A 21,357-nucleotide genomic window follows, 5' to 3' on the forward strand; every position below is an offset into this window, starting at 1 on the left:
GCGAGGGAGGGAGGACGCCATGGCAGGGCCGCCGAGCGCCGCGCAGCGGCGGATCGTCGACGCCGCCGACCCGGTCACCGGACGGGTGCGCGGGACGCCCGCCCAGCTCGCCGCGCTGCTCAGGCGCGGCCTGGTCTTCCGCCATCCCCGGCCGCCGCACGACCACTTCCTCACCCCGGCCGGGCACCGTCTGCGCGAGGCCGCCGACGCCCCCGAGACCCCGGCGCCCGTACCGGCGGAGGACGGGGCGGCGGGCGGGGTGTTCGCGGCGCGGGTGGGCGGCGAGGAGCCGCTGTCCGGGGACGCGGCGGCGGCCCGGCTGCGCGAGGTGCGCGGCGCCTGGCAGGGGCTGCGGGAACTGCGCCGGATGACCCGGGCCGACGGCGCCACGGACCGGCCCTGCGACTGGGAGCGGACCCACCTCGTACGGGCCGCGGCGCTCGCGCTGGAGGCGGCCGGGCACACCCCGGCGCGCCCCGGCGGCGGGCCCGGGTACCGGGTGCGGGCGACGCCGCAGCCGGAGGCCGTCGCGGTGTACGAGGAGGACCCGGCGGCGCTCGCGGCCTGCGCGGCCACGCTGGCGGAGGCCGGCTGGCAGGCCGGGGAGCACACCGAGCCGCGCACCAGGGCGCGGTACCTGCTGGCGTCGCCCCGGCGGGCGTAGCGGGCGAGGGCGTGAGCCGGGATCGTGCGCGCGCCGTTCGCCGACCGTCCCGGGGAGGCCGCGACCGAGCCTTGTCCCCCTGCGCCCCCATCCCTCGGGACCGGTGATCCGGACGGCGGACGGCGGACGGCGTCGTCGCCGAGGTCGCGGGAGTGGGCGGTCCGAGGGGACGCCGGCGCCCCGTGGCCGGGCCGTGGGGCGACGGCCCGGCCACGGGGCGGACGGCGCGGTGCCGGGCCGGCTACCGGGTCGCGGCGGCCCGTCCCGGTCCGGCGATGTCCTCCGCCGCCTCCATCGGATGGGTCACGTCCTGCGCCTCCCGGCCCCGGCCGATGTGGTTGAAGACCAGGTTGAGCAGGACGGCGGCCAGGCACCCGGTCGAGATGCCCGAATCCAGGATGATCTTCGCGTTCTCCGGGAACGCGTGGTAGAACTCCGGCGCCGCGATGGGCACGATGCCCACCGCGAGGGAGACCGCCACGACCAGGACGTTGTTGTCCTTGTCCAGGCCGGCCCGGACCAGGGTCTGGATGCCGCTGGCCGCCACGGAGCCGAAGAGGACGACCCCGGCGCCGCCCAGCACCGGGCGCGGGACGACGGCGATGAGCGAGGCCGCGACGGGACACAGGCCCATCAGCACCAGGAAGCCGCCGCCCGCCGCGACCACGAAGCGGCTGCGGATGCGGGTCATGGCGACCAGGCCGATGTTCTGGGCGAAGGCGCTGCACATGAAGCCGTTGAAGACGGGGCTGAGCGCGGACCCGAGGGTGTCGGCGCGCAGCCCGGCGGCGATGGTCTTCTCGTCGGCCGGCCGGTCGACGATCTCGCCCAGCGCCAGCATGTCGGCGGTGGACTCGGTCATCGAGACGATCATCACCACGCACATCGAGACGACGGCGGCGATCTGGAACTGCGGGGCGCCGAAGTGGAACGGCGTCGGGAAGCCGACGAGGGCGGCGTCGGCGACCGGGGCGAAGTCGGTCGCGCCGAACGGGATGGCGATCACCGTGCCCGCGACCAGGCCGAGCAGCACGGCGATCTGCTTGACGAAGCCGCGGGTGAAGCGGCGCAGCAGCAGGACGATGAGCAGGGTGATCCCGGCGAGGCCGAGGTTGGTGGCCGAGCCGTAGTCGGCGGCGGTGGCGCTGGCCCCCTGGGCCCAGCCGAAGGCGACGGGCAGGAGGGATATCCCGATGAGGGTGATCACCGTGCCGGTGACGACGGGCGGGAAGAAGCGGATCGCCTTGCAGAAGACCGGCGCGGCGAGGAAGCCGAGGAGCCCGGCCACGATGACCGCGCCGAAGATGACCGGCAGCGCGTCGGACGGGTCGTCGGTGGCGGCGACGATCGCCGTCATGGGGGCGACCCCGGCGAAGGTGACGCCGTTGACGAAGGGCAGGCGGGCACCGATCTTCCAGATGCCGAGGGTCTGCAGGAAGGTGGCGAGGCCCGCGGTGAACAGGCAGGCGCCGGTGAGGAAGGTCAGTTCGCCGGCGGACAGTCCGATCGCGGCGCCCACGATGAGGGGCGGTGCGACGACTCCGGCGTACATGGCGGCCACGTGCTGGAGGCCGGTCGTCGCCATTTTCAGGGCGGGGAGTTTTTCGTCAACAGGGTGGTCGGCCACGGCGGCGTCCCTCCGGTCGGTTACACGTCGTCGTCGACGTGGGTGTCAGGGAGGTGGTGCGGTGGGCATGAGGGAGTGCCTCCCGCTTCCGGCGGGTGCCGGGGCGCGGGGAGGGCCCGGGACGGCCCGTTCCGGCGGAACGGGGACCGGCTCCGGAGCGCGTGCGGGCGCACGCCTCCGGAGACGGCCGCCGAGGACCCCGCTCGGGTCCAGGGCTGCCGGCCGGGAGCCGTCCCTCCCGGCCGGAGTCCGCGGGTGCGGTCGCGCGGCGTCGGCCGCGCGGGTGCGGGTTCCCGTCAGTCCCCCGCCGCGACGCGTGCCAGGCGCCGCGCCTGGTCGCGGGTGGTACGGGCGACGGCGTCCTCGTCCACGGTCAGGAGGCGTCCGTCGGCCACGATGCGCCGTCCGTCGACGAAGGAGGCGGTGACCGGCGCGGCGGCGCCGAGGACGAGCGCGGCCACCGGGTCGGCGATCGAGGCGTGGGCGAGGGTGTCCATCCGCCACACCACGAGGTCGGCCAGCTTGCCGGGTTCGAGGGAGCCGGTGTCGGCGGCCCGGCCGAGGACCCGTGCCCCGCCGTGGGTGCCGAGGCGCAGGGCGCGGCGGGCGGTGAGAGCGCCCTCGCGGTGGGCGCCGAGCCGGTTGATGAGCAGGGCGTTGCGCAGTTCGGTGTGGAGTTCGCCGGACTCGTTGGAGGCGGTGCCGTCGACGCCGAGGCCGACCGGGACGCCGGCCGCGAGGAGGTCGGGGACGCGGGCGATGCCGGCGGCGAGGCGGGCGTTGGAGGAGGGGCAGTGGGCGACGCCGGTGCCGGTGCGGGCGAAGGCGGCGATGTCGGCGTCGCTCATGTGGACGCAGTGGGCCATCCACACGTCCTCCCCGAGCCAGCCGGTGGAGGCGAGGTAGTCGGTGGGCCCCATGCCGAACCGCTCCCGGCAGAAGGCGTCCTCCTCGACGGTCTCCGAGCCGTGGGTGTGCAGGCGGACGCCGAGCCGGCGGGCCAGTTCGGCGGAGTGGCGCAGCAGGTCGGTGGAGACGGAGAAGGGCGAGCAGGGGGCGACGGCGACCTGGACCATGGCGTCCGGGGACGGGTCGTGGTGGGCGCGGACGGTGTCCTCGGTGGCGGCGAGCGCGCCGTCCAGGCTCTCCACGGCGAAGTCCGGCGGCAGCCCGCCGTCGGAGGCGCCGAGGTCCATGGAGCCGCGGGCGAGGGTGAAGCGGACGCCGGTCTCGCGGGCGGCGCGGACCAGGGCGCCGGACAGGTCGCCGGCGCCGCGCGGGAAGACGTAGTGGTGGTCCATGGCGGTGGTGACGCCGCCGCGGGCCATCATGGCCAGGGAGCCCTGGGCGGCGGCATGGACCATGGGCTCGTCGATCCGCGCCCAGGTGGGGTAGAGCGCGACCAGCCAGTCGAAGAGGTGGTGGTCGGTGGCGAGGCCGCGGGTGAGCCACTGGTAGAAGTGGTGGTGGGTGTTGACGAGGCCCGGGGTGACCAGGTGACCGGTGGCGTCGATCCGCTCCACCACGTTCTCCAGGTCCGCGGGGGCCGGTCCGGGTCCGACGGACTCGATCCTGTTGCCCGCGACGACGACGTGGCCCGAGGCGTACTCGGTGTCGTCCGCGTCGACGGTCGCGACGGCGCCGTTCTCGATGACGGTGCGCTCGGCTGCCGATGGGGCCATGGCGCTTCCTTGTCTTTCGGTGGGGGCCCGTGGTGTGTGGGTCCACGGGGAGGGCACGGCAGGACCCTGGTGGAGTTGAGTGCCGGAACCGTGCTGCGACTCCGGGTGCCGAAGGGGACAGGGCGAAGGGGTGCGGGCGGGGAGGACGGGCGGTGGGGCGCGCGCCCCCGGTGCCGGGAGGGCTGGCGGGCCGGGGACGCGCGGCCGGGTCGTCGGCCGGGGCCGGCCGGGGTCAGAGGTTGGTGAGGTCGGACGGGATGCGGGCCTCGCAGCCCTCACGGAGCACGGTGCCCTCGATCAGGCCGTAGGGCCGGTCGGCGGCGAAGTAGACCTCGTTGTCGTTCTTGAGGCCGAAGGGCTCCAGGTCCACCAGGAAGTGGTGGCTGTTGGGGAGGGAGAAGCGGACCTCGTCGATCTCCGCGCGGTGGTCGATGATCCGGGTGCCCATCTGGAACAGCGTCTGCTGCAGGGAGAGCGAGTAGGTCTCCGCGAACGCCTGGAGCAGGTGGGTGCGGGCCGCGGCGTAGGACGCGTCCCAGTCGGGCGCCTCCTGGTCGTCGCCGGTCCAGTTGAACCGCCAGCGGCCGTGCACGGAGGTGGCGAGGATGCGGTCGTACGCCTCCTTGAGGGTGGTGTAGTCGTCCTTGACGTACCCCCAGAACTCGGAGTCGGTGGAGTTCATCACCGTGAGGTCCTTGAGGCCGGAGACGACTTCCCAGCGGTCGCCGTCGTAGGTGACCTGGGCGAGGCGGACCTCCTGGCCGCGGCGGGCGAAGGAGTGGCCGCCGGCCTCGTCGCCGCCGGCGCCGATGCGCTCCCAGGCGTACTCCTCGACGCGGACGCGGGCCCGGTGGATGGCGTCCTGCCAGGTGACGAAGTGCCGGGCGAGGTGGATGGCGAACTGCTCGGGAGAGGCGACGCCGTGTTCCTTGGCGAAGGCGAACACCGTGTTCTTGGTGGTGTCGGTCGGCAGGACGTGGGCGTTGGAGCCGGAGCGGTGGACGTCCTCCATGTCCCCGGAGAGGGCGATGGAGACGTTGAGGTCCCGGATGTGGTGGGTGGCGCCGTTCCGCGTGATCCTGACGACTCGGTTCTCGGCCTTGCCGTACTGGTTCTGGCCCAGGACGACAGGGCTGGACGAGCGGGACTGGACGGTCATGTAGCTAGCTCCCTCGGTATACGGAGTAGCCGAACGGGTTGAGCAGCAGCGGTACGTGGTAGTGCTCGCCGGGGCGGACGGCGAAGGCGACGTCCACCTCCGGGAAGAACACGTCGTCGGCACCGCTGTCCCGATGCGCGGGGGCGTCCTGCTGTGGATCGGCTCGCTTCTTCTCGACGAAGTACGGCTCCACGGCGAAGCCGAGCCGTACGTGGGTGGTGCCCTCCGGCGGTGCCGGGAGGTCCTTGCAGCGCCCGTCCGCGTCGGTCGCGGAACCGCCGAGGTCCTGCCAGGGCGCGTTCCGGCCGGTCCGGGCGCTGAGGCGGACGGCGACGCCGCGGGCGGGGCTTCCGGTGCTGGTGTCCAGGACGTGCGTGGACACGGAGGCGGTGGTCTCGGTGCTCATGCGGTGCGGTTCCCTCGTACGACGGTGGATCGGGCGGGTGGGCGGGGGCGGGCCGGGCCGGGTCAGGCGGTGCCCAGGAGCCGGGCCAGCCGGACGCGGTTGATCCTGCCGAGTTCGGCGCGGACGACGTCCCGTTCCCGGTCCGGCGTGTTGCCGATCCGTTCCCGGGCGGCGTCCCGCATCTGCTCACCGGTCCGCCCGGTGGCGCAGATCAGGAACACGTGGCCGAACTTCTCCTGGTAGGCCAGGTTCAGTTCGAGCATCTCCGCCTTGAGCGCGGCGGAGGCCCCCGTCATGCCCGACTGCTCCCGGGCGGAGACCGGGTCGCCCGGGGCGGGGCGGCCGATCGGCGGGTGGGCGGCCATCGCCTCGGCGAGGTCGTCCCTCGTCAGGTCGGCCGTGGCGGCGTCGCTGGCGGTGTACAGGTCTTCCGGGGTGGTGCAGGGCCGGGCGTCGAGCAGTCGCCGGACCCAGGCGGTGCAGGCGCATGCCTCGCGGAGTTCGGCTTCCGCCGCGGACTCGTCGAGGGCGTTGAACCGGGCCAGGCCCGGTGGCAGGGAAAAGGACGTCACGGGAATCCTCCGTGGCGGGGTGCTGAACGGGCGTGCCGATAGCTAACGCCCTCCGACCCGACCCGTCAACAGTTTGTTGAAAACTCGGAAACAGCGGCGCCGCCGCCCCGGGTCCGGGCGGCGGCGCCGTCATCTCCGCGTTCTCGCTGGTCAGTTGCCCTTTTCGCGGTTGAGGTAGTTGTAGACGGTGAAGCGGCTGACGCCGAGGGCGCTCGCGACGGTCTCGACGCCGTGCCGCACCGAGAAGGCGCCGCGCGCCTCCAGGCTCCGTACGACCTCCTGTTTGGCCTTGCGGTCCAGTTCGGCGAGGGGTCTGCCCTTGCGGCGCTCCATCGCGGCCAGGATGTGGTCCAGGGAGTCGGCGAGTTGCGGCAGCCGCACGGCGACGACGTCGGCGCCCTGCCAGGAGAGCACGACGTCGTCGCGGCCGGCCTCGTCCGGCGGGAGCATCTCGCCGCCCATCGCGTCCACCAGGGGCTTCACGGCGGCGATGAAGGACTCCTCCCCGGGGCCGGTCACCGTCCGTCCTCCTCGGCCACGTTGACCTGGAGCGAGATGCGGGTGGCGCCGGCCCCCAGGGAGCGGCGGAGCATCGCGTCCACGGCGGTGAGGACCGCGTCGGCCTCGCCCTCGGCGGTGTTGCCGAAGGGGCCGACGTCGACGGCGTCCAGTCCGGCGGTCTCCACGACCTCGCGGGCGACCACCGCGTGCGCGGGCGCCTCGTCGAGGTCGAAGGGTTCGGTCGTGAACTCCACTCTCAAACGCACTGCGCCCCCATCACTGGACCGGCCTGCACTGCTCCCCGGCCGGGTGGCCGAGCGGGCGCGCCCGGGGCGTTCCCCGGCCGCTGGGGCACGACCTTAACGGACTCCCCCGGGGTCTCGAATCCGGTACGCGGAAGGGAGTTTCCGCCCCGATGCCGGCGGTCGGGGGCGCCGCGCGCGGCTCACCGGCCCCGGGAGGCGAGGCCGTGCCGCTCGATCACGTGCCCGACGATGTGCTCGGCGATCGCCAGGGACGAGGTCGCCCCGGGCGACGGGGCGTTGCGCAGGTGCGTGACCGGCCCGGTGTGCTGGACGACGAAGTCGTCGACGAGACGTCCGTCGCGCCCGAGGGCCTGGGCGCGGATGCCGCGTGGCAGGCGGGTGAAGGCGGCCCCCTCGACGGCGGGGACGTAACGCGCCGCCTCCCGCAGGAAGCGCCCCGTGGAGAGCACGCCGCGCAGTTCGCGCCGGGCCCCGGCGAGGTTGCCCGCGGCGAAGCGCCAGAAGCCGGGGTCGGCGGCCACCGCCAGCGTGTCGCGGACGTCGACGCCGAGCCCCCGGTAGACCTCCCGGGAGAAGGACAGGAAGGCGTTCGGGCCGACGGTCATCGCGCCGTCCACCCGCTTGGTGAGGTGGACGCCGAGGAACGGGTACGCCGGATCGGGCACGGGGTAGACCAGTCCGCGGGTGAGGGCGCCGAAGCGGGGTTCGAGGAGCAGGTACTGCCCGAGGAAGGGCACGATCGACGGGGACGGACCGGCCCCGGAGCGCCGGGCCAGCCGGTCGGACTGGAGTCCCGCGCAGGCGATCACGTGGTCGAAGCGCTCCTCGCCCTGCCGGGTGCGGACGGTGGCGCCCCCGCCGGGCGCCGCCCCGGCGGCGACGACCTCGACGCCGAGCCGGACCCGCGTCCCGGCGCGTTCGGCGTCGGCGACGAGCGCGCGGGTGACCGCGGCGTAGTCGACGATCGCGGTGTCCGGCGAGTACAGGGCCGCGATCCCGCGTGCCTCCGGTTCGATCTCGCGCAGTCCGGCCCCGTCGACGAGGCGGACGCCGGGGACGCCGTTGCGCCTCGCCCGCTCGTGGATCGCCGCCAGGCGCCCGCGTTCCGTCTCGTCGAGGGCGACGACGACCTTGCCGCAGCGCTCATAGGGGATGCCTCGCTCGGCCGTGTACTGCGCCAGGAGGCGCACGCCGCGGCGGCACAGCCGGGCCTTCAGCCCGCCGGGTTCGTAGTAGAGCCCGGCGTGCACGACACCGGAGTTGTGCCCGCTCTGGTGGGCGGCCGGCGCGCGCTCCTTCTCGAAGAGCACCACCTCCGCGTCCGGCAGCCGCCGGTTCACCTCCCGGACGACCGCGGCACCGATGATGCCGCCGCCGACGACCGCGAGACGTCGCCTCTGGCCCATGCGCTTCCTCCCGGTGGCAGGCCCGCTTGACGGGCACCCGGCCCGTCCGGCGGACTACCCGCGGACCAGCATGCGCGAAACGGCGCTCCGGGCTCGACGGCGTGACCGTTGCACCCCCGCGTCGCGGTCAGGCGACCCGGTCGCCGTGCACGGTGTACCAGGCCATGTCGCGCAGGGTCCGGGCACGGGGACCGGCCGGCAGGAGGGGTTCCAGTTCCCGCCAGGACCGCTCCAGCAGGGCGTCGGCCTCGCGCCGGCAGGCGTCGGTGGCGCCGCATCCGGTGAGGACGTCGCGCACCTCGTCCAGCCGCCGGCCGCCGGCGCCGGGGTCCCGGACCAGGTGCCACAGCTCCCGCAGCCGCGGGGCGGGCAGCCGGGGGACGGCCAGGGCGAGCGGCATGGTCACCTTGCCGTTGCGCACGTCCTCGGCGACCCGCTTGGTGGCGGCCCCGTCCCGGGTGACGCCGAGCAGGTCGGCCACGTCGTCGGTGATCTGGTAGGCGGTGCCGACCGCCTCGCCGAAGTCGGCCAGCGCCCCGCGCGCCCCGGGGCCGGCGCCGGTGACCAGGGCGGCGGCCTCGCAGCCCGCGGCCACCAGCGCCCCCGACTTCAGCCGGTGGGTCAGCAGCACCAGCTCCCGGACCGGGCCGGCGTCGCCGGTGGCCACGGCGTGCTGCATCTCGGCGCGGTGGCCCTCGATGTCGAGCGCCTGCCCGGCGTGCGCCGAGCGCAGCGCCGCCAGGTACACCTCCCTGAGCCGCCCGGCCAGCGCGGGGTCGCCCGCCGTGGTCAGCGTGATGGCGCGGTCCAGGGCGAAGTAGGCGTTGGTCCCGGCGTTGAGCGCCGCCGCCACGCCGAGGACGCTGTGCACGGCCGGAATGCCGCGCCGCAGCGGGGAGCCGTCCTGCACGTCGTCGACCATGAGCGATCCGGTGTGGGTGACCTCCATCGCCGCGCACAGCGGGCCGTAGTGCTCGCTGTCCCCGCCGAGCAGGTCGATCGCCTCCGCGATCAGTCCGGGCCGCCAGCGCCGGCCGCCCGCGTCCACCAGGTGCCGCACCGGGGCGGCGAGCGTCCGGTGCAGGCGCCGCGCGACGAGGTCGGCGGTGCCGGGGGCGAGGCCGGACGCGGCCCGCGGGCACATCCAGCGCTCGGCGCCGGCCGGGGCGGGCGGGTAGAGGCGGGCGAGGTGCTCCTCGATCCGCAGCGCCGCGCGCCGGAACCGCCCCGCGACGTCCGTCGCGGCGGGCGGCGCCGCGTCCCTCCCGGCGGGCGGCGGGTCCGGGACGGCCGGGCGGGCCGCCGTGCCGCCGTCCGGGGTGGCCGGGGCGGGGACCGGGGCACTGGGGGCCGCGTGCGCGCCCGGAGCCGCCGCCGGCGGGCCGGCCGCGGAGAAGATGACCTCGTTCACGCGTCGGCTAACGAGGCCCCGCGACCGAGGACACGCCCCGGCCACCCGAGTGCAACGGTGCGCCGGGCACGGCCCGTTGGGCGGCACACGCGGGGCCGGGGCACCCCCAGCCCCCGTTGGGCGGCACGCACGGGGCCGGGGCACCCCCAGGCCCCTCACGCCCCGGCACCGGGCCGTGACCGTTCCTCCGTGCGGCGCCCGGCCCCGCGCTGACCCGGCAGCGCGGGCCCCCGGGCCCCCGGGCGCCGGAAGGCGCGGGTGCGCAGGGAGAAGAAGAGCAGGCCGGCCGTGGTGCACAGGGCGAACCAGACCAGGCCGCCCGTCGCGTAGGAGGCGGCCCGCTCGGGCGTGAAGGCGGAGGTGTAGGCGAGCTGGGAGGCCGCGTACATGGGCAGGAACCGCAGGCCGGGCTGGTCGGCGAGGGGGTTCATGCCCGGGTTCTGGAGGGCGGCGTCCACCAGGCTTGTCATGATGATGAGGAAGAAGCCCTCCAGCTCGCCCCGGAGCAGCGGACCGAGCATGACGCCGATGCCGCCGTAGGCCAGGTTCGCGGTGAGGACGGCGAGGGCGAGCTGCCAGAACTGCTCCTGCGGGAAGGACAGCCGCAGCAGCGCGGCGGTGTAGACGGCGAGGACCGCGGCGATGGCGACCAGGGCCAGGACCTTGCCGGCCATGAGGTGGCGGCGCGGGTAGCCGGCGAGGACCAGGCGCCGGTCGAGCGGTCCGGACTGGAACGCCTCCATGAACATCATGAAGCCGACGATCACGGTCACCGCGTTGAGGGCGCTGTTGACCTGGGTGGCGTGGTTGTTGGAGGCGGCGATCTCCCCGCCCGCGGCGTGCACCCGGAAGTGGAGCACGGCGTCGTAGGCGCAGATCCGTACCAGGTGGATCCACAGGGGGATGAAGGTGACGGCCAGCACGAGGGCCAGCCGGTTGCGGCCGTGTGCCGCGAGGGTGAACCGCAGCGCGGTCGTGAACCCGGTCCACTGCCCGCTCACGCGGCCCGCACCCCCTCGTGCAGGACGCCGTCCCGGAGGTGGTGGACCGCGTCGAAGTGGCCCAGGTCGTGCACCAGGTGGGAGACCACGACGACGGACTGGCCGCGGTCGCGCAGGGCGCGGGCGAGCCGCCAGAACCGCTGGTGCGTGTCCCAGTCGAAGCCCTGGTAGGGCTCGTCCAGCACGAGCAGGGGCGGGTCGTGCATGAGCGCGAGGACGAGGTTGAGCTTCTGCCGCGTGCCGCCCGAGAGCGTGCCGGCGCGCTGGTCGAGGCGGTCGGCGCAGCCGAACTCGGCCAGCAGTTCCCGCGCCCGCGTGACCTGGGGCAACCGGTAGGCGACGCGGAAGAGTTCGAGGTGCTGGGCGAGGGTGAGCAGCGGGTTCAGGACCGTCTCCTGGGGGCAGTAGCCCACCTCGCCGCCGCGCCGCACCTCTCCCCCGTCGGGTGTCAGCTCGCCGACCATGATCCGCAGCAGCGTGCTCTTGCCCGCGCCGTTCTCGCCGACGACGCCGACGAGCGAGCCCGCCCGGACCGTCAGGTCGACGCCGTTCAGGACGCGTCGGCGTCCGTAGGACTTCGCCACCCCGCTCAACACCAGCCGCGGTTCCCCTTCGGATGCGCGCACCGGCACCTCCCCACCTGGAGCCTTGTCTACGGCAGGGCTCAACGAGCGGGGCGGCGTCCGGACACCGCACCCTGCGGACGATCTTCCGCAGGTCAGCCGCCGGGCGGGCGGGCCCGCGCCGCCCCCGGGCGGCGGCGCTCCGCGGGGCGGCCGGGCGGCGCCGCCCGCCCCGGCCCGCTCACCCCCCTTGACAAGCCTGACCCCCCGGCGGCAATCTTCCAGTACGCAGAAATGACTTTCCACGATATGAAATTCGCGGAACTCTCCTGGAAGGGGGCGCGGCATCCGATGCCCGGTATCGCGTGGAGCACCGCCGCAGACCAGCGCTTCACCGTCAACCTGTCGATACTCTTCACGGAGCTCCCGCTGCTGGAGCGCCCCGCGGCGGCCGCCGCGGCCGGTTTCGGCGCCGTGGAGCTGTGGTGGCCCTGGGTCGACGCCCCGGTCCCCGAGCGGTCGGAACTGGACGCCCTGCGCGGCGCGATCGAGGACGCCGGCGTCCGCCTGACCGGGCTGAACTTCTACGCCGGACGGCTGCCCGGCCCCGACCGGGGCGCGCTGTCGATCCCCGGCGCGGAGTCGGAGCGCTTCCGCGCCAACGTCGACGTCGCCGCCGATTTCGCCCGGTCCCTGGGCTGCACGGCCCTCAACGCCCTCTACGGCAACCGCGTCGCGGGCGTGGACCCGGCCGAGCAGGACGCGCTGGCCCTGGAGAACCTGGTGCTGGCCGCGCGGGCCGCCGACCGGATCGGCGCCGTCCTGCTGATCGAGGCGCTCAACGGGCCCGAGTCGCCGCACTACCCGCTGCTGTCGGCCCCGGCCGCCGTGGACGTCGTCGAGAAGGTCGACCGGGCGACGGGACTCGGCAACGCCCGGTTCCTCATGGACCTCTACCACCTGTCCATGAACGGCGAGGACCTGCCCAAGGTGATCGACGCCTACGTCGCGCGCACCGGGCACGTCCAGATCGCCGACGACCCCGGCCGCGGCGCCCCCGGCACCGGCTCGCTCCCGCTGGAGGAGCTGCTCGGCCGGCTGCGCGCGGCCGGATACGACGGCTGGGTCGGCCTGGAGTACAAGCCGGGCGACCGCCCGAGCGCGGAAGCCTTCGGCTGGCTGCCCGCCGACGCCCGCGCACCCCGCTGACCACAGGTTTCGAGAGCAGTGAGAGAGGCACTTCCTATGAGCACCCTCCCCAAGGTCGCCTGGATCGGGCTCGGCATCATGGGCTCCCCCATGTCCGAGAACCTGGTCAAGGCCGGTTACCCGGTCACCGGTTACACGCTGGAGCGGGAGAAGCGGGACCGGCTGGCCGCCGCCGGCGGGACCGCCGCCGCCTCCATCGCCGAGGCGGTACGGGACGCGGACGTCGTGATCACGATGGTGCCCGCCTCCCCCCAGGTCGAGGCCGTCGCCTACGGTCCCGACGGCATCCTGGAGAACGCCCGCTCCGGCGCCCTGCTGATCGACATGTCCTCGATCACGCCGCAGACCTCGGTCGACCTGGCCGAGGCCGCGAAGGCCAAGGGCATCCGCGTCCTGGACGCCCCCGTCTCCGGCGGCGAGGCCGGGGCCATCGAGGCCGTGCTGTCCATCATGGTCGGCGGCGAGCAGGCCGACTTCGACGCGGCGAAGCCGCTCCTGGAAGCGCTCGGCAAGACCATCGTGCTCTGCGGGCCGCACGGCTCGGGGCAGACGGTGAAGGCCGCCAACCAGCTCATCGTCGCCGTGAACATCCAGGCGTGCGCCGAGGCCGTGGTCTTCCTGGAGAAGTCCGGCGTGGACCTCAAGGCCGCGCTCGACGTGCTCAACGGCGGCCTGGCCGGCTCGACCGTGCTGACGCGGAAGAAGGACAACTTCCTCGCCCGCGACTTCAAGCCGGGCTTCCGCATCGACCTGCACCACAAGGACATGGGCATCGTCACCGACGCCGCCCGCACCGTGGGCGCCGCGCTGCCGGTCGGCGCCGTGGTGGCCCAACTGGTCGCCTCCCTGCGCGAACAGGGCGACGGCGGCCTCGACCACTCGGCGCTGCTGCGGGCCGTGGAGCGCCTCTCCGGCGCCCAGGTCTGAGGCGGGCCCGCACAGACTCCGGGCGGCGGCGCCGCTGACACCTGTTCAGTCGCGCCCGAGCGGCGGCGCCGCCCGGGAACCACGGCTCCCCGGCCCCGGTGACCCCCCGCGGGCCCGGGACGCGGAGCACGGCCTCGCGGGAGCCGTGTCACCGGCCGGGCGCCGACACGCCCGGCCGGTGACACGGCCCGCGAGGAGAGGGAGACACCAGCTCGCACACGGGACCCGACGGGGAGGTCGGGCCCGGGTGCGCTGCCCGCCCCAGCGGGGACGGCCCGGATGAGGGGTGGCCGATCCCCGCCGGAGCGGGCGGGACACGGACCGCGGCGGCCCGCGAGCCAGTGCGGTGGTGAAAGGAACGGGACTCCTCCTACGACCTGAGGGGAGGGGCCCGCGTTCCCTTCGCGGCCCGCCGCGGTCCCTCCGTCCACCGCCCGCCCGTGAGGGCGGGCCCACAGACCCCGTCCGGCGGCGTGGACGATCCGTCGCGCCCGGCCCCGCGCCGCCGGACGGACACCACGTACCCGGACGAGACGCCGGACGCGGAAACCCGCGTCCGGCGTCTCGCGCGTTCCCGGGCCCCCCGCCGCCGCCACGCCGACGACGCCGACGGGTCGGCGCGGCCGGCGGCAGGGGGCGGACGGGTGCGCGCCCCGTACGGGAGGGACGTGGAGGTGTTCCCCCGGGGGTCACCGGCCGCCTCGCCGTCCGGCGGGACGGCGGAACGGCGGAACGGCGGAACGGCGGAACGGCGAGGCTGCGAGACAAGGGGCGAGGGGGCCGAGGGGGCCGTGCCGCCCCGGGCCGGTCCACCGCGCCGGGCGGCACGGTTCCCTCCGGTGGATGCCCCCGCGCACGCGCGTAGGGGCGGCCCGTCGGTGAGACGGACCGCCCCTCACGGGACCGCGCCGGGCGTCAGCCCTTCAGCGGCAGGATCGAGGTCGGGGCGTGCCCCGGCTCGGTGGCCACCTCCTCGAACTCCACGACGTTGCCGATGTCGTTGGTGCCCGACATGGAGATGTTGGTGACGCGCTCCAGGATGGCCTCCACGATCACCGGGACGCGGTGCTCCGCGGCGAGCTTGCCGGCCAGTTCGAGGGCCGCCCCCAGCTCGTTCGGGTCGGTGACCCGGATCGCCTTGCAGCCCAGCCCCTCGGCGACCTTGACGTGGTCGACGCCGTAGACGCCCAGCTCGGGCGAGTTGATGTTCTCGAACTCCAGGTTGACCTGGAAGTCGATGTCGAACGCCCGCTGCGCCTGGCGGATCAGGCCCAGGTAGGAGTTGTTGACCAGGACGTGCACGTAGGGGATCTTGTGCTGCGCGCCGACGGCCAGTTCCTCGATCATGAACTGGAAGTCGTAGTCGCCGGAGAGCGCCACGACGCGGGCCTGCGGGTCGGCCTTGGCGACCCCGAGCGCGGCCGGGACGGTCCAGCCGAGCGGGCCGGCCTGGCCGCAGTTGATCCAGTGCCGCGGCCGGTAGACGTGCAGCATCTGGGCGCCGGCGATCTGCGAGAGGCCGATGGTGGAGACGTACCGGGTCTCCGGGCCGAAGACCTTGTTCATCTCCTCGTAGACGCGCTGCGGCTTGATGGGGATGTCGTCGAAGTGGGTGCGGCGCTGGAGCGTGGCCCGCTTCTCCTGGGTGGCGGCGGCCCACGCGGAGCGGTCGGGCAGCCGTCCCTCGGCCTTCAGCTCCCGGGCGACCTCGACGAACAGTTCCAGCGCGGCCTTGGCGTCGGAGGCGATGCCGTAGTCGGGGGCGAAGATCTTGCCGATCTGGGTGGGTTCGACGTCGACGTGGACGAAGGTGCGGCCGGCGGTGTAGACGTCGATCCGGCCGGTGTGGCGGTTGGCCCACCGGTTGCCGATGCCGAGGACGAAGTCCGACTCCAGGAAGGTCGCGTTGCCGTAGCGGTGCGAGGTCTGGAGGCCGACCATGCCGGCGTTCAGCTCGTGGTCGTCGGGGAGCACGCCCCAGCCCATCAGGGTCGGCACCACCGGGGTGCCGGTCAGCTCGGCGAACTCGACCAGCAGGTCGCAGGCGTCGGCGTTGATGATGCCGCCGCCGGCCACGATGAGGGGGCGCTCGGAGGCGTTGAGCATCGTGAGGGCCTTCTCGGCCTGGGCCCGGCTCGCGGCCGGCTTGTAGACCGGGAGCGGCTGGTACGTGTCCGGGTCGAACTCGATCTCCGTGGTCTGCACGTCGATCGGCAGGTCGATGAGGACGGGTCCGGGCCGGCCGGAGCGCATCAGGTGGAACGCCTGCTGGAAGACGCCGGGCACCTGGGCGGCCTCCAGGACGGTGACGGCCATCTTCGTCACCGGCTTGGCGATCGAGGCGATGTCGACCGCCTGGAAGTCCTCCTTGTGGATCACCGCGGTCGGCGCCTGTCCGGTGATGCACAGGATCGGGATGGAGTCGCCGGTGGCCGAGTAGAGGCCGGTGATCATGTCGGTGCCGGCCGGGCCCGAGGTGCCGATGCAGACCCCGATGTTGCCGGCGTGGGTGCGCGTGTAGCCCTCGGCCATGTGCGAGGCGCCCTCGACGTGGCGGGCGAGGGTGTGCGCGATGCCCCCGGACGCCTTGAGCGCCGCGTAGAAGGGGTTGATCGCCGCGCCGGGCACACCGAACGCGTCCGTGACGCCTTCCCGCTTGAGAATCTCAACTGCCGCGCGGGCAGCGGTCATTCGAGCCATGGAGTCTCCTGGTCCGACTGCCGGATTCGCCCTCCCGTCGCGCCCCGCGGTGAGCCAAGTCCGATCGCTTTTCCGTATAGTGAAACTGGACTTCTGCTATCTGGAAGTAAGGTAAGCGGGCTGATCCCGAGCCGTCAAGACGCGTACCGGGCCCCGCGCCGAGACCGGGAAGCCGGGGACAACGGAGCACGCCCCGGGGGACGATGGCGCCATGACCGACAGCGTCCTCGTGTGCTGCGCGGCCTGTGGCCGCCGGCACCGCTACACGCCCCCGTCGTACCCGTGCGTGTGCGGGGCGCCCGTCGCCGCGCCGCTCGACCCGCGCGGGTCACCCGCGGCGGTCACCCGCCGGGTCTGGGACGAGGAGTGGGTCGGCGTGCGCTGCGCCGCCTGCGGGACCGAGAGCCAGTGGCCGCGCCCGGAGGTGGGCTGCCCCTGCGGGACGGTGACGAGCGTCCCGGTCGAGCGGTCGGCGCCGGGGCGCACCGGCCCCGTCCCCGGATCGCGGGTCCCGGCGCACCGGGCGGTGCCGGTGCGGACCGCGCGGGACGCGGTGACGGCGGCCGTGCTGCACCTGCGCGGGCTCGGCCACCGCGACGTGCGGCGCGCGGACCGGCGGACGGCGCCGGGGATCGCGCTCGCGGCACGCGGCATCGTGGCGCAGGTGGACCCGGTGCCGCGCCGCGCGGCGACGGCACGGGACGTGGAGTGCCTGTGGCTGGGCGCCATGGCGGAGTCGGCGGAGTGCGTCCACTTCTCGCGGGGCGGGTACACCGACGGGGCACTGGCCGGCGCGGACCGGCTGGGCGTCCCGCTGTTCGTCCTCGAACCGGGCGGGCGGTGCCGCCCGGTCAACGCGGCGGCCGTCACGCTGGACGCGCGGGCGGGATGACCGGGGCCGCCGGGAGGCGGGCGGACGGTCCGGGGCGCCGCCGCCCCGGACCCGCTGCCCTCACGCCCCGTAGGTCTCCCGCAGTTCGATCTTGCGGACCTTGCCGGAGACCGTCATCGGGAAGGAGTCCAGCACCTGGAGCCGGCTCGGTACCTTGTAGTGGGCCAACTGCCCGTCGCAGTAGGCGCGCAGCTCCTCCAGGGTCGGCGGATCGGCCGGGTCGGCGGGGATGACGCAGGCGAGGACCTCCTCGCCGTACCGCTCGTGCGGCACGCCGACGACCTGGACGTCCGCGATCTTGGGGTGTCCGTGCAGGAACTCCTCGATCTCGCGCGGGTACACGTTCTCCCCGCCGCGGATGATCATGTCCTTGATGCGGCCGACGATCTCGACGTACCCGTCCTCGCGCATCATCGCCAGGTCCCCGGTGTGCATCCAGCGTCCGGCGTCGATCGCCTCGGCGGTCTTCTCCGGCTCGTCCCAGTAGCCGAGCATCACGCTGTAGCCGCGGGTGCGCAGTTCACCGGCGGTGCCGCGGGGCACGGTCACGCCGGTCGCCGGGTCGACGACCTTGACCTCGATGTGCGGCAGGACCCGGCCGACGGTGCCGGTGCGGTGCTCCAGGTCGTCGTCCCGCCGGGTCTGGAGGGAGACCGGGGAGGTCTCCGTCATGCCGTAGCAGATGGAGACCTCCTCCATGTGCATCTCGGCGACGACCCGCTTCATGACCTCCACCGGGCAGGGCGAGCCGGCCATGATGCCGGTGCGCAGCGAGGACAGGTCGTACGTGGCGAAGTCGGGGAGGTTCAGCTCCGCGATGAACATCGTCGGCACCCCGTACAGGGACGTGCACCGCTCCTGCTGGACCGCCTCCAGGGTGGCCCTCGCGTCGAAGGACGGGGCCGGGATGACGATGCAGGCGCCGTGCGAGGTGGAGCCCAGGTTCCCCATGACCATGCCGAAGCAGTGGTAGAAGGGGACCGGCAGGCAGACCCGGTCCCGCTCCGTGTAGCCGACCGTACGGCCCACCCAGAAACCGTTGTTGAGGATGTTGTGGTGGGAGAGCGTGGCCCCCTTGGGGAAGCCGGTCGTGCCCGAGGTGTACTGGATGTTGACCGGGTCGTCGCAGCTCAGCTCCGCCGCCAGCGCCTCCAGCCGCTCGGCGGGCACCGCGGCGGCGTCGGCGGTCAGCGCGTCCCAGCTCGGGTCGCCGATGTACACGGTCTCGCGCAGCGCGGGGCACCGGCCGCGGACCTCGTCCACCATGGCGCGGTAGTCGCTGCCCTTGTGGGTGCGGGAGGCGACCAGCATCACCATGCCGGACTGCCGGAGGACGTACTCCAACTCGTGTGCGCGGTAGGCCGGGTTGACGTTGACCATGACCGCGCCGATACGGGCGGTGGCGTACTGGACGAGGACCCACTCGGGGCAGTTGACGGCCCAGATGCCGACCCGGTCGCCCTTGGCTATGCCCCGGGCCACCAGGGCGCGCGCCACCTCGTCGACGGCGGCGCCGAACTCGGCGTAGGTCCAGCGCCGTCCGGAGGCGACGTCGACCAGGGCCTCGCGGCCGGGGTGGGCGGCGACGGCGCGGGCCAGGTTGGCGCCGATGGTGTCGCCGAGCAGCGGGGTGGTGCTGGTGCCGTGGGCGTAGGACGGGGTCACCGGAAGTCCTCCTCGCGGTACTCGTGGGGCGAGCCGGCCGCCGTGGCCTCCCGCAGCTCGACGCGGCGGATCTTGCCGGAGACGGTCTTGGGCAGGTCGCCGAACTCCAGGCGCCGCAGGCGCTTGTAGGGGGCGAGCACCTCACGGGAGTGCTCGAACAGCACCTTGGCCGTGTCCGGTCCGGGCTCCCAGCCGGCGGCCAGGACGACGTACGCCTTCGGCACCGCGAGCCGCAGTTCGTCGGGGGCGGGGACGACGGCGGCCTCGGCGACCGCCTCGTGCTCCAGCAGCGCGCTCTCCAGCTCGAACGGGGAGATCTTGTAGTCGGACGCCTTGAACACGTCGTCGGCGCGGCCCACGTAGGTGAGGTAGCCGTCGGCGTCGCGGGCGCCGATGTCGCCGGTGCGGTAGTAGCCGCCGGCCATCGCCTCGGCGGTGCGGTCGGCGTCGCCGTGGTAGCCGGTCATCAGGCCCACGGGGCGGTCGGACAGGTCGAGGCAGATCTCGCCCTCCGCGACATTGGGCGCCCCGGTGACGGGGTCGACCAGCACGACGCGGTACCCGGGACTGGGGCGTCCCATCGAGCCGGTCTTCAGTACCTGGCCGGGGCTGTTGGAGACCTGCACCGCGGTCTCGGTCTGCCCGAAGCCGTCGCGGATGGTCACGCCCCAGGCGTCGCGGACCCGCTCGATCACCTCGGGGTTGAGCGGCTCGCCGGCGGCGACGACCTCGCGCGGCGGGGTGGCCAGCCGGCGCAGGTCGGACTGGATCAGCATCCGCCACACCGTGGGCGGGGCGCAGAAGGTGGTCACCCCGGCCCGGTCCATCTCCGCCATCAGCCGGCCCGCGTCGAAGCGCGTGTAGTTGTGCAGGAACACGGTCGCCTCGGCGTTCCACGGCGCGAACAGGTTGGACCAGGCGTGCTTGGCCCAGCCGGGCGAGGAGATGTTCAGGTGCACGTCCCCCGGCTTCAGCCCGATCCAGTACATGGTGGCCAGGTGGCCGATCGGGTAGGAGGTGTGCGTGTGCTCGACCAGCTTGGGCCGGGCGGTCGTCCCGGAGGTGAAGTAGAGCATCAGCGGGTCGCCGGCGGCGGTCGGCCCGTCCGGGACGAAGGCGGCCGGGGCCGCGGCGGCGTCCTCGTAGCGCAGCCAGCCGGGGGCGCCGGTGCCGCCGACCGCGACCCGCGTGTAGTCGCCGGGCACGCCGTCGAACTTGCCGGTGTCCCCGGCGCGCACGATCACGTGCCGGACCCGGCCGCGGTCCACCCGGTCGCGCAGGTCGGCGGGGCCCAGCAGCGGGGTGGCGGGGATGACGACGGCGCGCAGCTTCATCGCCGCCAGGGCCGTCTCCCACAGCTCGGCCTGGTTGCCGAGCATGACGAGGATGCGGTCCTCGGCGCGCACCCCGTTCGCCCGCAGCCAGTTCGCGGCCCGGTCGGAGCGCTCGGCCATCTCCGCGAAGGAGACCCGGACCTCGGAACCGTCCTCCTCCACGATGTGCAGGGCGGTGCGGGTGTTGTCCTCGGCGATGACGTCGAACCAGTCCAGCGCCCAGTTGAACTCCGCCGGCCGGGGCCAGGCGAAGCCCTCGTAGGCGGCCGGGTAGTCCTCGCGGTGCTCCAGCAGGAAGTCCCGCGCCTCGCGGAAGAGCTCCGTCGCCGTCGTCATCTGTCCTCCTGGGGCCTTGCAGGGCGGCTCTCTGCCATCGTGTAATCCGTGATGCAGGTCTCACTACCCCCGAACGGGGGTGTACGCCTCGGGAGGCGTCGAGGAGAGGGCGAACGGGTGGCGACGGACGTGGTGGAGATCCGCAACGCGCTGGGGCGGATGCGGCGGACGACCGGGCTCCCGGTCGCCTTCGGCGGCCTGGTCGAGTCCGGGCGGCGGCAGGTGCGGATCAGCGAGCTGAGCGGCACCGCCACCGGCGCGCTCAGCGCCCTCGCCGTGACCTCGGGCAACGGCCTCGGCGGCAAGGCGATCGCGCTGACCCGGCCCTGCGCCGTCACCGACTACTCGGCCTCCCGGCAGATCAGCCACGAGTACGACCTCCCGGTCGCCGCCGAGGGCCTGCGCTCCGTGCTCGCCGTACCCGTGGTGGTACGGCGCCGGGTGCGCGGCGTGCTCTACGGCGCCCTGCGCTCGGCGCACCCGCTGGGCGACCGCACGCTGAGCGCGGCCGTGGACGCGGCCCGGGACGTGGCGGAGGCCCTGCTGCTGCGCGAGGAGGCGGGCGAGCTGCTGGCGGCGGCCCGGCCGGAGCCGGCCCGCGAGCCGGCGGACGCCGCGGCGTGGGAGCAGGTGCGGGAGGCGCACGCGGCGCTGCGGGCGCTGGCGCCGCGGATCGAGGACGCCGCGCTCCGCGACGAGCTGCTGCGCGCCTGCGGGCTTCTCGCCGCCGGGCACGGGCCCGGCCCGGGGGTCCGGCTGGCGCCGCGCGAGCTGGACGTGCTCGCCTGCGTCGCCGCGGGCGCGACCAACGCCAGGGCCGCCGAACGGCTGGGGGTCGGGCCCGAAACGGTCAAGGGGTACCTGCGTTCGGCGATGCGCAAGCTCGGCGCCGCCACCCGCGGCGAGGCGGTCGTCGCGGCCCGCCGGGCCGGCCTGCTCCCGTAGCGGCGGGGCCCCGGTTTTTCCGCCGCGGACATTTGTATTCGCCACCGACAGCGTTGTCGATTCCGCCCGCGGGCTCTCCGCTCCGTTATGC

General features: G+C 74.4%; 19 protein-coding genes. 5 read left to right on the forward strand and 14 right to left on the reverse strand.

What is annotated here, in order from left to right; all coding sequences use genetic code 11:
• Positions 1 to 19: 19 nt before the first annotated feature.
• Positions 20 to 664: a hypothetical protein gene (locus tag VM636_RS04705; protein ID WP_338483495.1), complete on the forward strand. Its 645-nt coding sequence runs from the start codon at positions 20 to 22 to the stop codon at positions 662 to 664.
• Positions 665 to 905: 241 nt separating this feature from the next.
• Here VM636_RS04705 and VM636_RS04710 read toward each other — a convergent pair whose 3' ends face one another.
• The 11 genes from VM636_RS04710 to VM636_RS04760 form a co-directional block, all read right to left on the reverse strand.
• The gene (locus VM636_RS04710) at positions 906 to 2,291 is read right to left on the reverse strand and encodes a nucleobase:cation symporter-2 family protein (protein ID WP_338483498.1); all 1,386 of its coding nucleotides are present in this window, start codon (positions 2,289 to 2,291) and stop codon (positions 906 to 908) included.
• Between the two features lie 296 nt (positions 2,292 to 2,587).
• The gene (locus VM636_RS04715; RefSeq protein WP_053913838.1) at positions 2,588 to 3,973 is read right to left on the reverse strand and encodes an 8-oxoguanine deaminase; all 1,386 of its coding nucleotides are present in this window, start codon (positions 3,971 to 3,973) and stop codon (positions 2,588 to 2,590) included.
• A gap of 232 nt (positions 3,974 to 4,205) precedes the next feature.
• A complete protein-coding gene (pucL, locus tag VM636_RS04720) occupies positions 4,206 to 5,132 on the reverse strand; it encodes a factor-independent urate hydroxylase (RefSeq protein ID WP_338483502.1) in 927 nt (308 codons plus the stop codon).
• Positions 5,133 to 5,136: 4 nt separating this feature from the next.
• Entirely contained in the window at positions 5,137 to 5,538 is a 402-nt protein-coding gene (gene uraH, locus VM636_RS04725) for a hydroxyisourate hydrolase (protein ID WP_030423164.1), read from the reverse strand.
• A gap of 62 nt (positions 5,539 to 5,600) precedes the next feature.
• Positions 5,601 to 6,110 (reverse strand): 2-oxo-4-hydroxy-4-carboxy-5-ureidoimidazoline decarboxylase, encoded by a 510-nt coding sequence (gene uraD, locus VM636_RS04730; RefSeq protein WP_030422980.1) that lies wholly within the window; start codon positions 6,108 to 6,110, stop codon positions 5,601 to 5,603.
• A gap of 150 nt (positions 6,111 to 6,260) precedes the next feature.
• Positions 6,261 to 6,629, reverse strand: a complete 369-nt coding sequence (locus VM636_RS04735) for a helix-turn-helix domain-containing protein (RefSeq protein WP_030422981.1) — start codon at positions 6,627 to 6,629, stop codon at positions 6,261 to 6,263.
• Positions 6,626 to 6,877 carry a thiamine-binding protein gene (locus tag VM636_RS04740; protein ID WP_107091367.1) on the reverse strand — a complete coding sequence of 84 codons (252 nt, stop codon included), beginning with the start codon at positions 6,875 to 6,877 and terminating at the stop codon, positions 6,626 to 6,628. The genes VM636_RS04735 and VM636_RS04740 overlap by 4 nt, the downstream gene beginning before the upstream one ends.
• A gap of 179 nt (positions 6,878 to 7,056) precedes the next feature.
• Positions 7,057 to 8,283 carry an L-2-hydroxyglutarate oxidase gene (gene lhgO / locus VM636_RS04745; protein WP_030422983.1) on the reverse strand — a complete coding sequence of 409 codons (1,227 nt, stop codon included), beginning with the start codon at positions 8,281 to 8,283 and terminating at the stop codon, positions 7,057 to 7,059.
• Between the two features lie 127 nt (positions 8,284 to 8,410).
• Positions 8,411 to 9,694 (reverse strand): polyprenyl synthetase family protein, encoded by a 1,284-nt coding sequence (locus tag VM636_RS04750; RefSeq protein WP_338483506.1) that lies wholly within the window; start codon positions 9,692 to 9,694, stop codon positions 8,411 to 8,413.
• A gap of 155 nt (positions 9,695 to 9,849) precedes the next feature.
• Entirely contained in the window at positions 9,850 to 10,695 is an 846-nt protein-coding gene (locus tag VM636_RS04755) for a hypothetical protein (RefSeq protein WP_030422985.1), read from the reverse strand.
• Entirely contained in the window at positions 10,692 to 11,321 is a 630-nt protein-coding gene (locus VM636_RS04760) for an ABC transporter ATP-binding protein (protein WP_234340427.1), read from the reverse strand. The genes VM636_RS04755 and VM636_RS04760 overlap by 4 nt, the downstream gene beginning before the upstream one ends.
• Before the next feature lie 288 nt (positions 11,322 to 11,609).
• Here VM636_RS04760 and VM636_RS04765 point away from each other — a divergent pair, with 288 nt between their 5' ends.
• Both VM636_RS04765 and VM636_RS04770 read left to right on the forward strand, forming a co-directional pair.
• On the forward strand, positions 11,610 to 12,467 hold the full coding sequence (locus tag VM636_RS04765) for a TIM barrel protein (RefSeq protein WP_030422987.1): 858 nt from the start codon (positions 11,610 to 11,612) through the stop codon (positions 12,465 to 12,467).
• A gap of 36 nt (positions 12,468 to 12,503) precedes the next feature.
• Entirely contained in the window at positions 12,504 to 13,394 is an 891-nt protein-coding gene (locus VM636_RS04770; RefSeq protein WP_053913834.1) for a 2-hydroxy-3-oxopropionate reductase, read from the forward strand.
• A gap of 915 nt (positions 13,395 to 14,309) precedes the next feature.
• Here VM636_RS04770 and gcl read toward each other — a convergent pair.
• Positions 14,310 to 16,094, reverse strand: coding sequence for a glyoxylate carboligase (gene gcl, locus VM636_RS04775; protein WP_030422989.1), 1,785 nt, complete (start codon positions 16,092 to 16,094; stop codon positions 14,310 to 14,312).
• 211 nt (positions 16,095 to 16,305) lie between these two features.
• On the opposite strand from gcl, the gene VM636_RS04780 reads away from it, so the two are divergent.
• Positions 16,306 to 16,986, forward strand: a complete 681-nt coding sequence (locus VM636_RS04780) for a hypothetical protein (RefSeq protein WP_053913833.1) — start codon at positions 16,306 to 16,308, stop codon at positions 16,984 to 16,986.
• 60 nt (positions 16,987 to 17,046) lie between these two features.
• On the opposite strand, the gene VM636_RS04785 is transcribed toward VM636_RS04780, so the two are convergent.
• Both VM636_RS04785 and VM636_RS04790 read right to left on the reverse strand, forming a co-directional pair.
• The gene (locus VM636_RS04785; RefSeq protein WP_338483511.1) at positions 17,047 to 18,651 is read right to left on the reverse strand and encodes an AMP-binding protein; all 1,605 of its coding nucleotides are present in this window, start codon (positions 18,649 to 18,651) and stop codon (positions 17,047 to 17,049) included.
• Complete coding sequence (locus tag VM636_RS04790) at positions 18,648 to 20,321, reverse strand: AMP-binding protein (protein WP_030422992.1); 1,674 nt, start codon at positions 20,319 to 20,321, stop codon at positions 18,648 to 18,650. The genes VM636_RS04785 and VM636_RS04790 overlap by 4 nt, the downstream gene beginning before the upstream one ends.
• Positions 20,322 to 20,438: 117 nt before the next feature.
• Here VM636_RS04790 and VM636_RS04795 point away from each other — a divergent pair, with 117 nt between their 5' ends.
• Positions 20,439 to 21,266, forward strand: coding sequence for a helix-turn-helix transcriptional regulator (locus tag VM636_RS04795; protein ID WP_030422993.1), 828 nt, complete (start codon positions 20,439 to 20,441; stop codon positions 21,264 to 21,266).
• The last annotated feature ends 91 nt before the right edge of the window (positions 21,267 to 21,357 follow it).

Origin of the sequence: Streptomyces sp. SCSIO 75703 (assembly GCF_036607905.1) — a bacterium.
GTDB lineage: Bacteria > Actinomycetota > Actinomycetes > Streptomycetales > Streptomycetaceae > Streptomyces.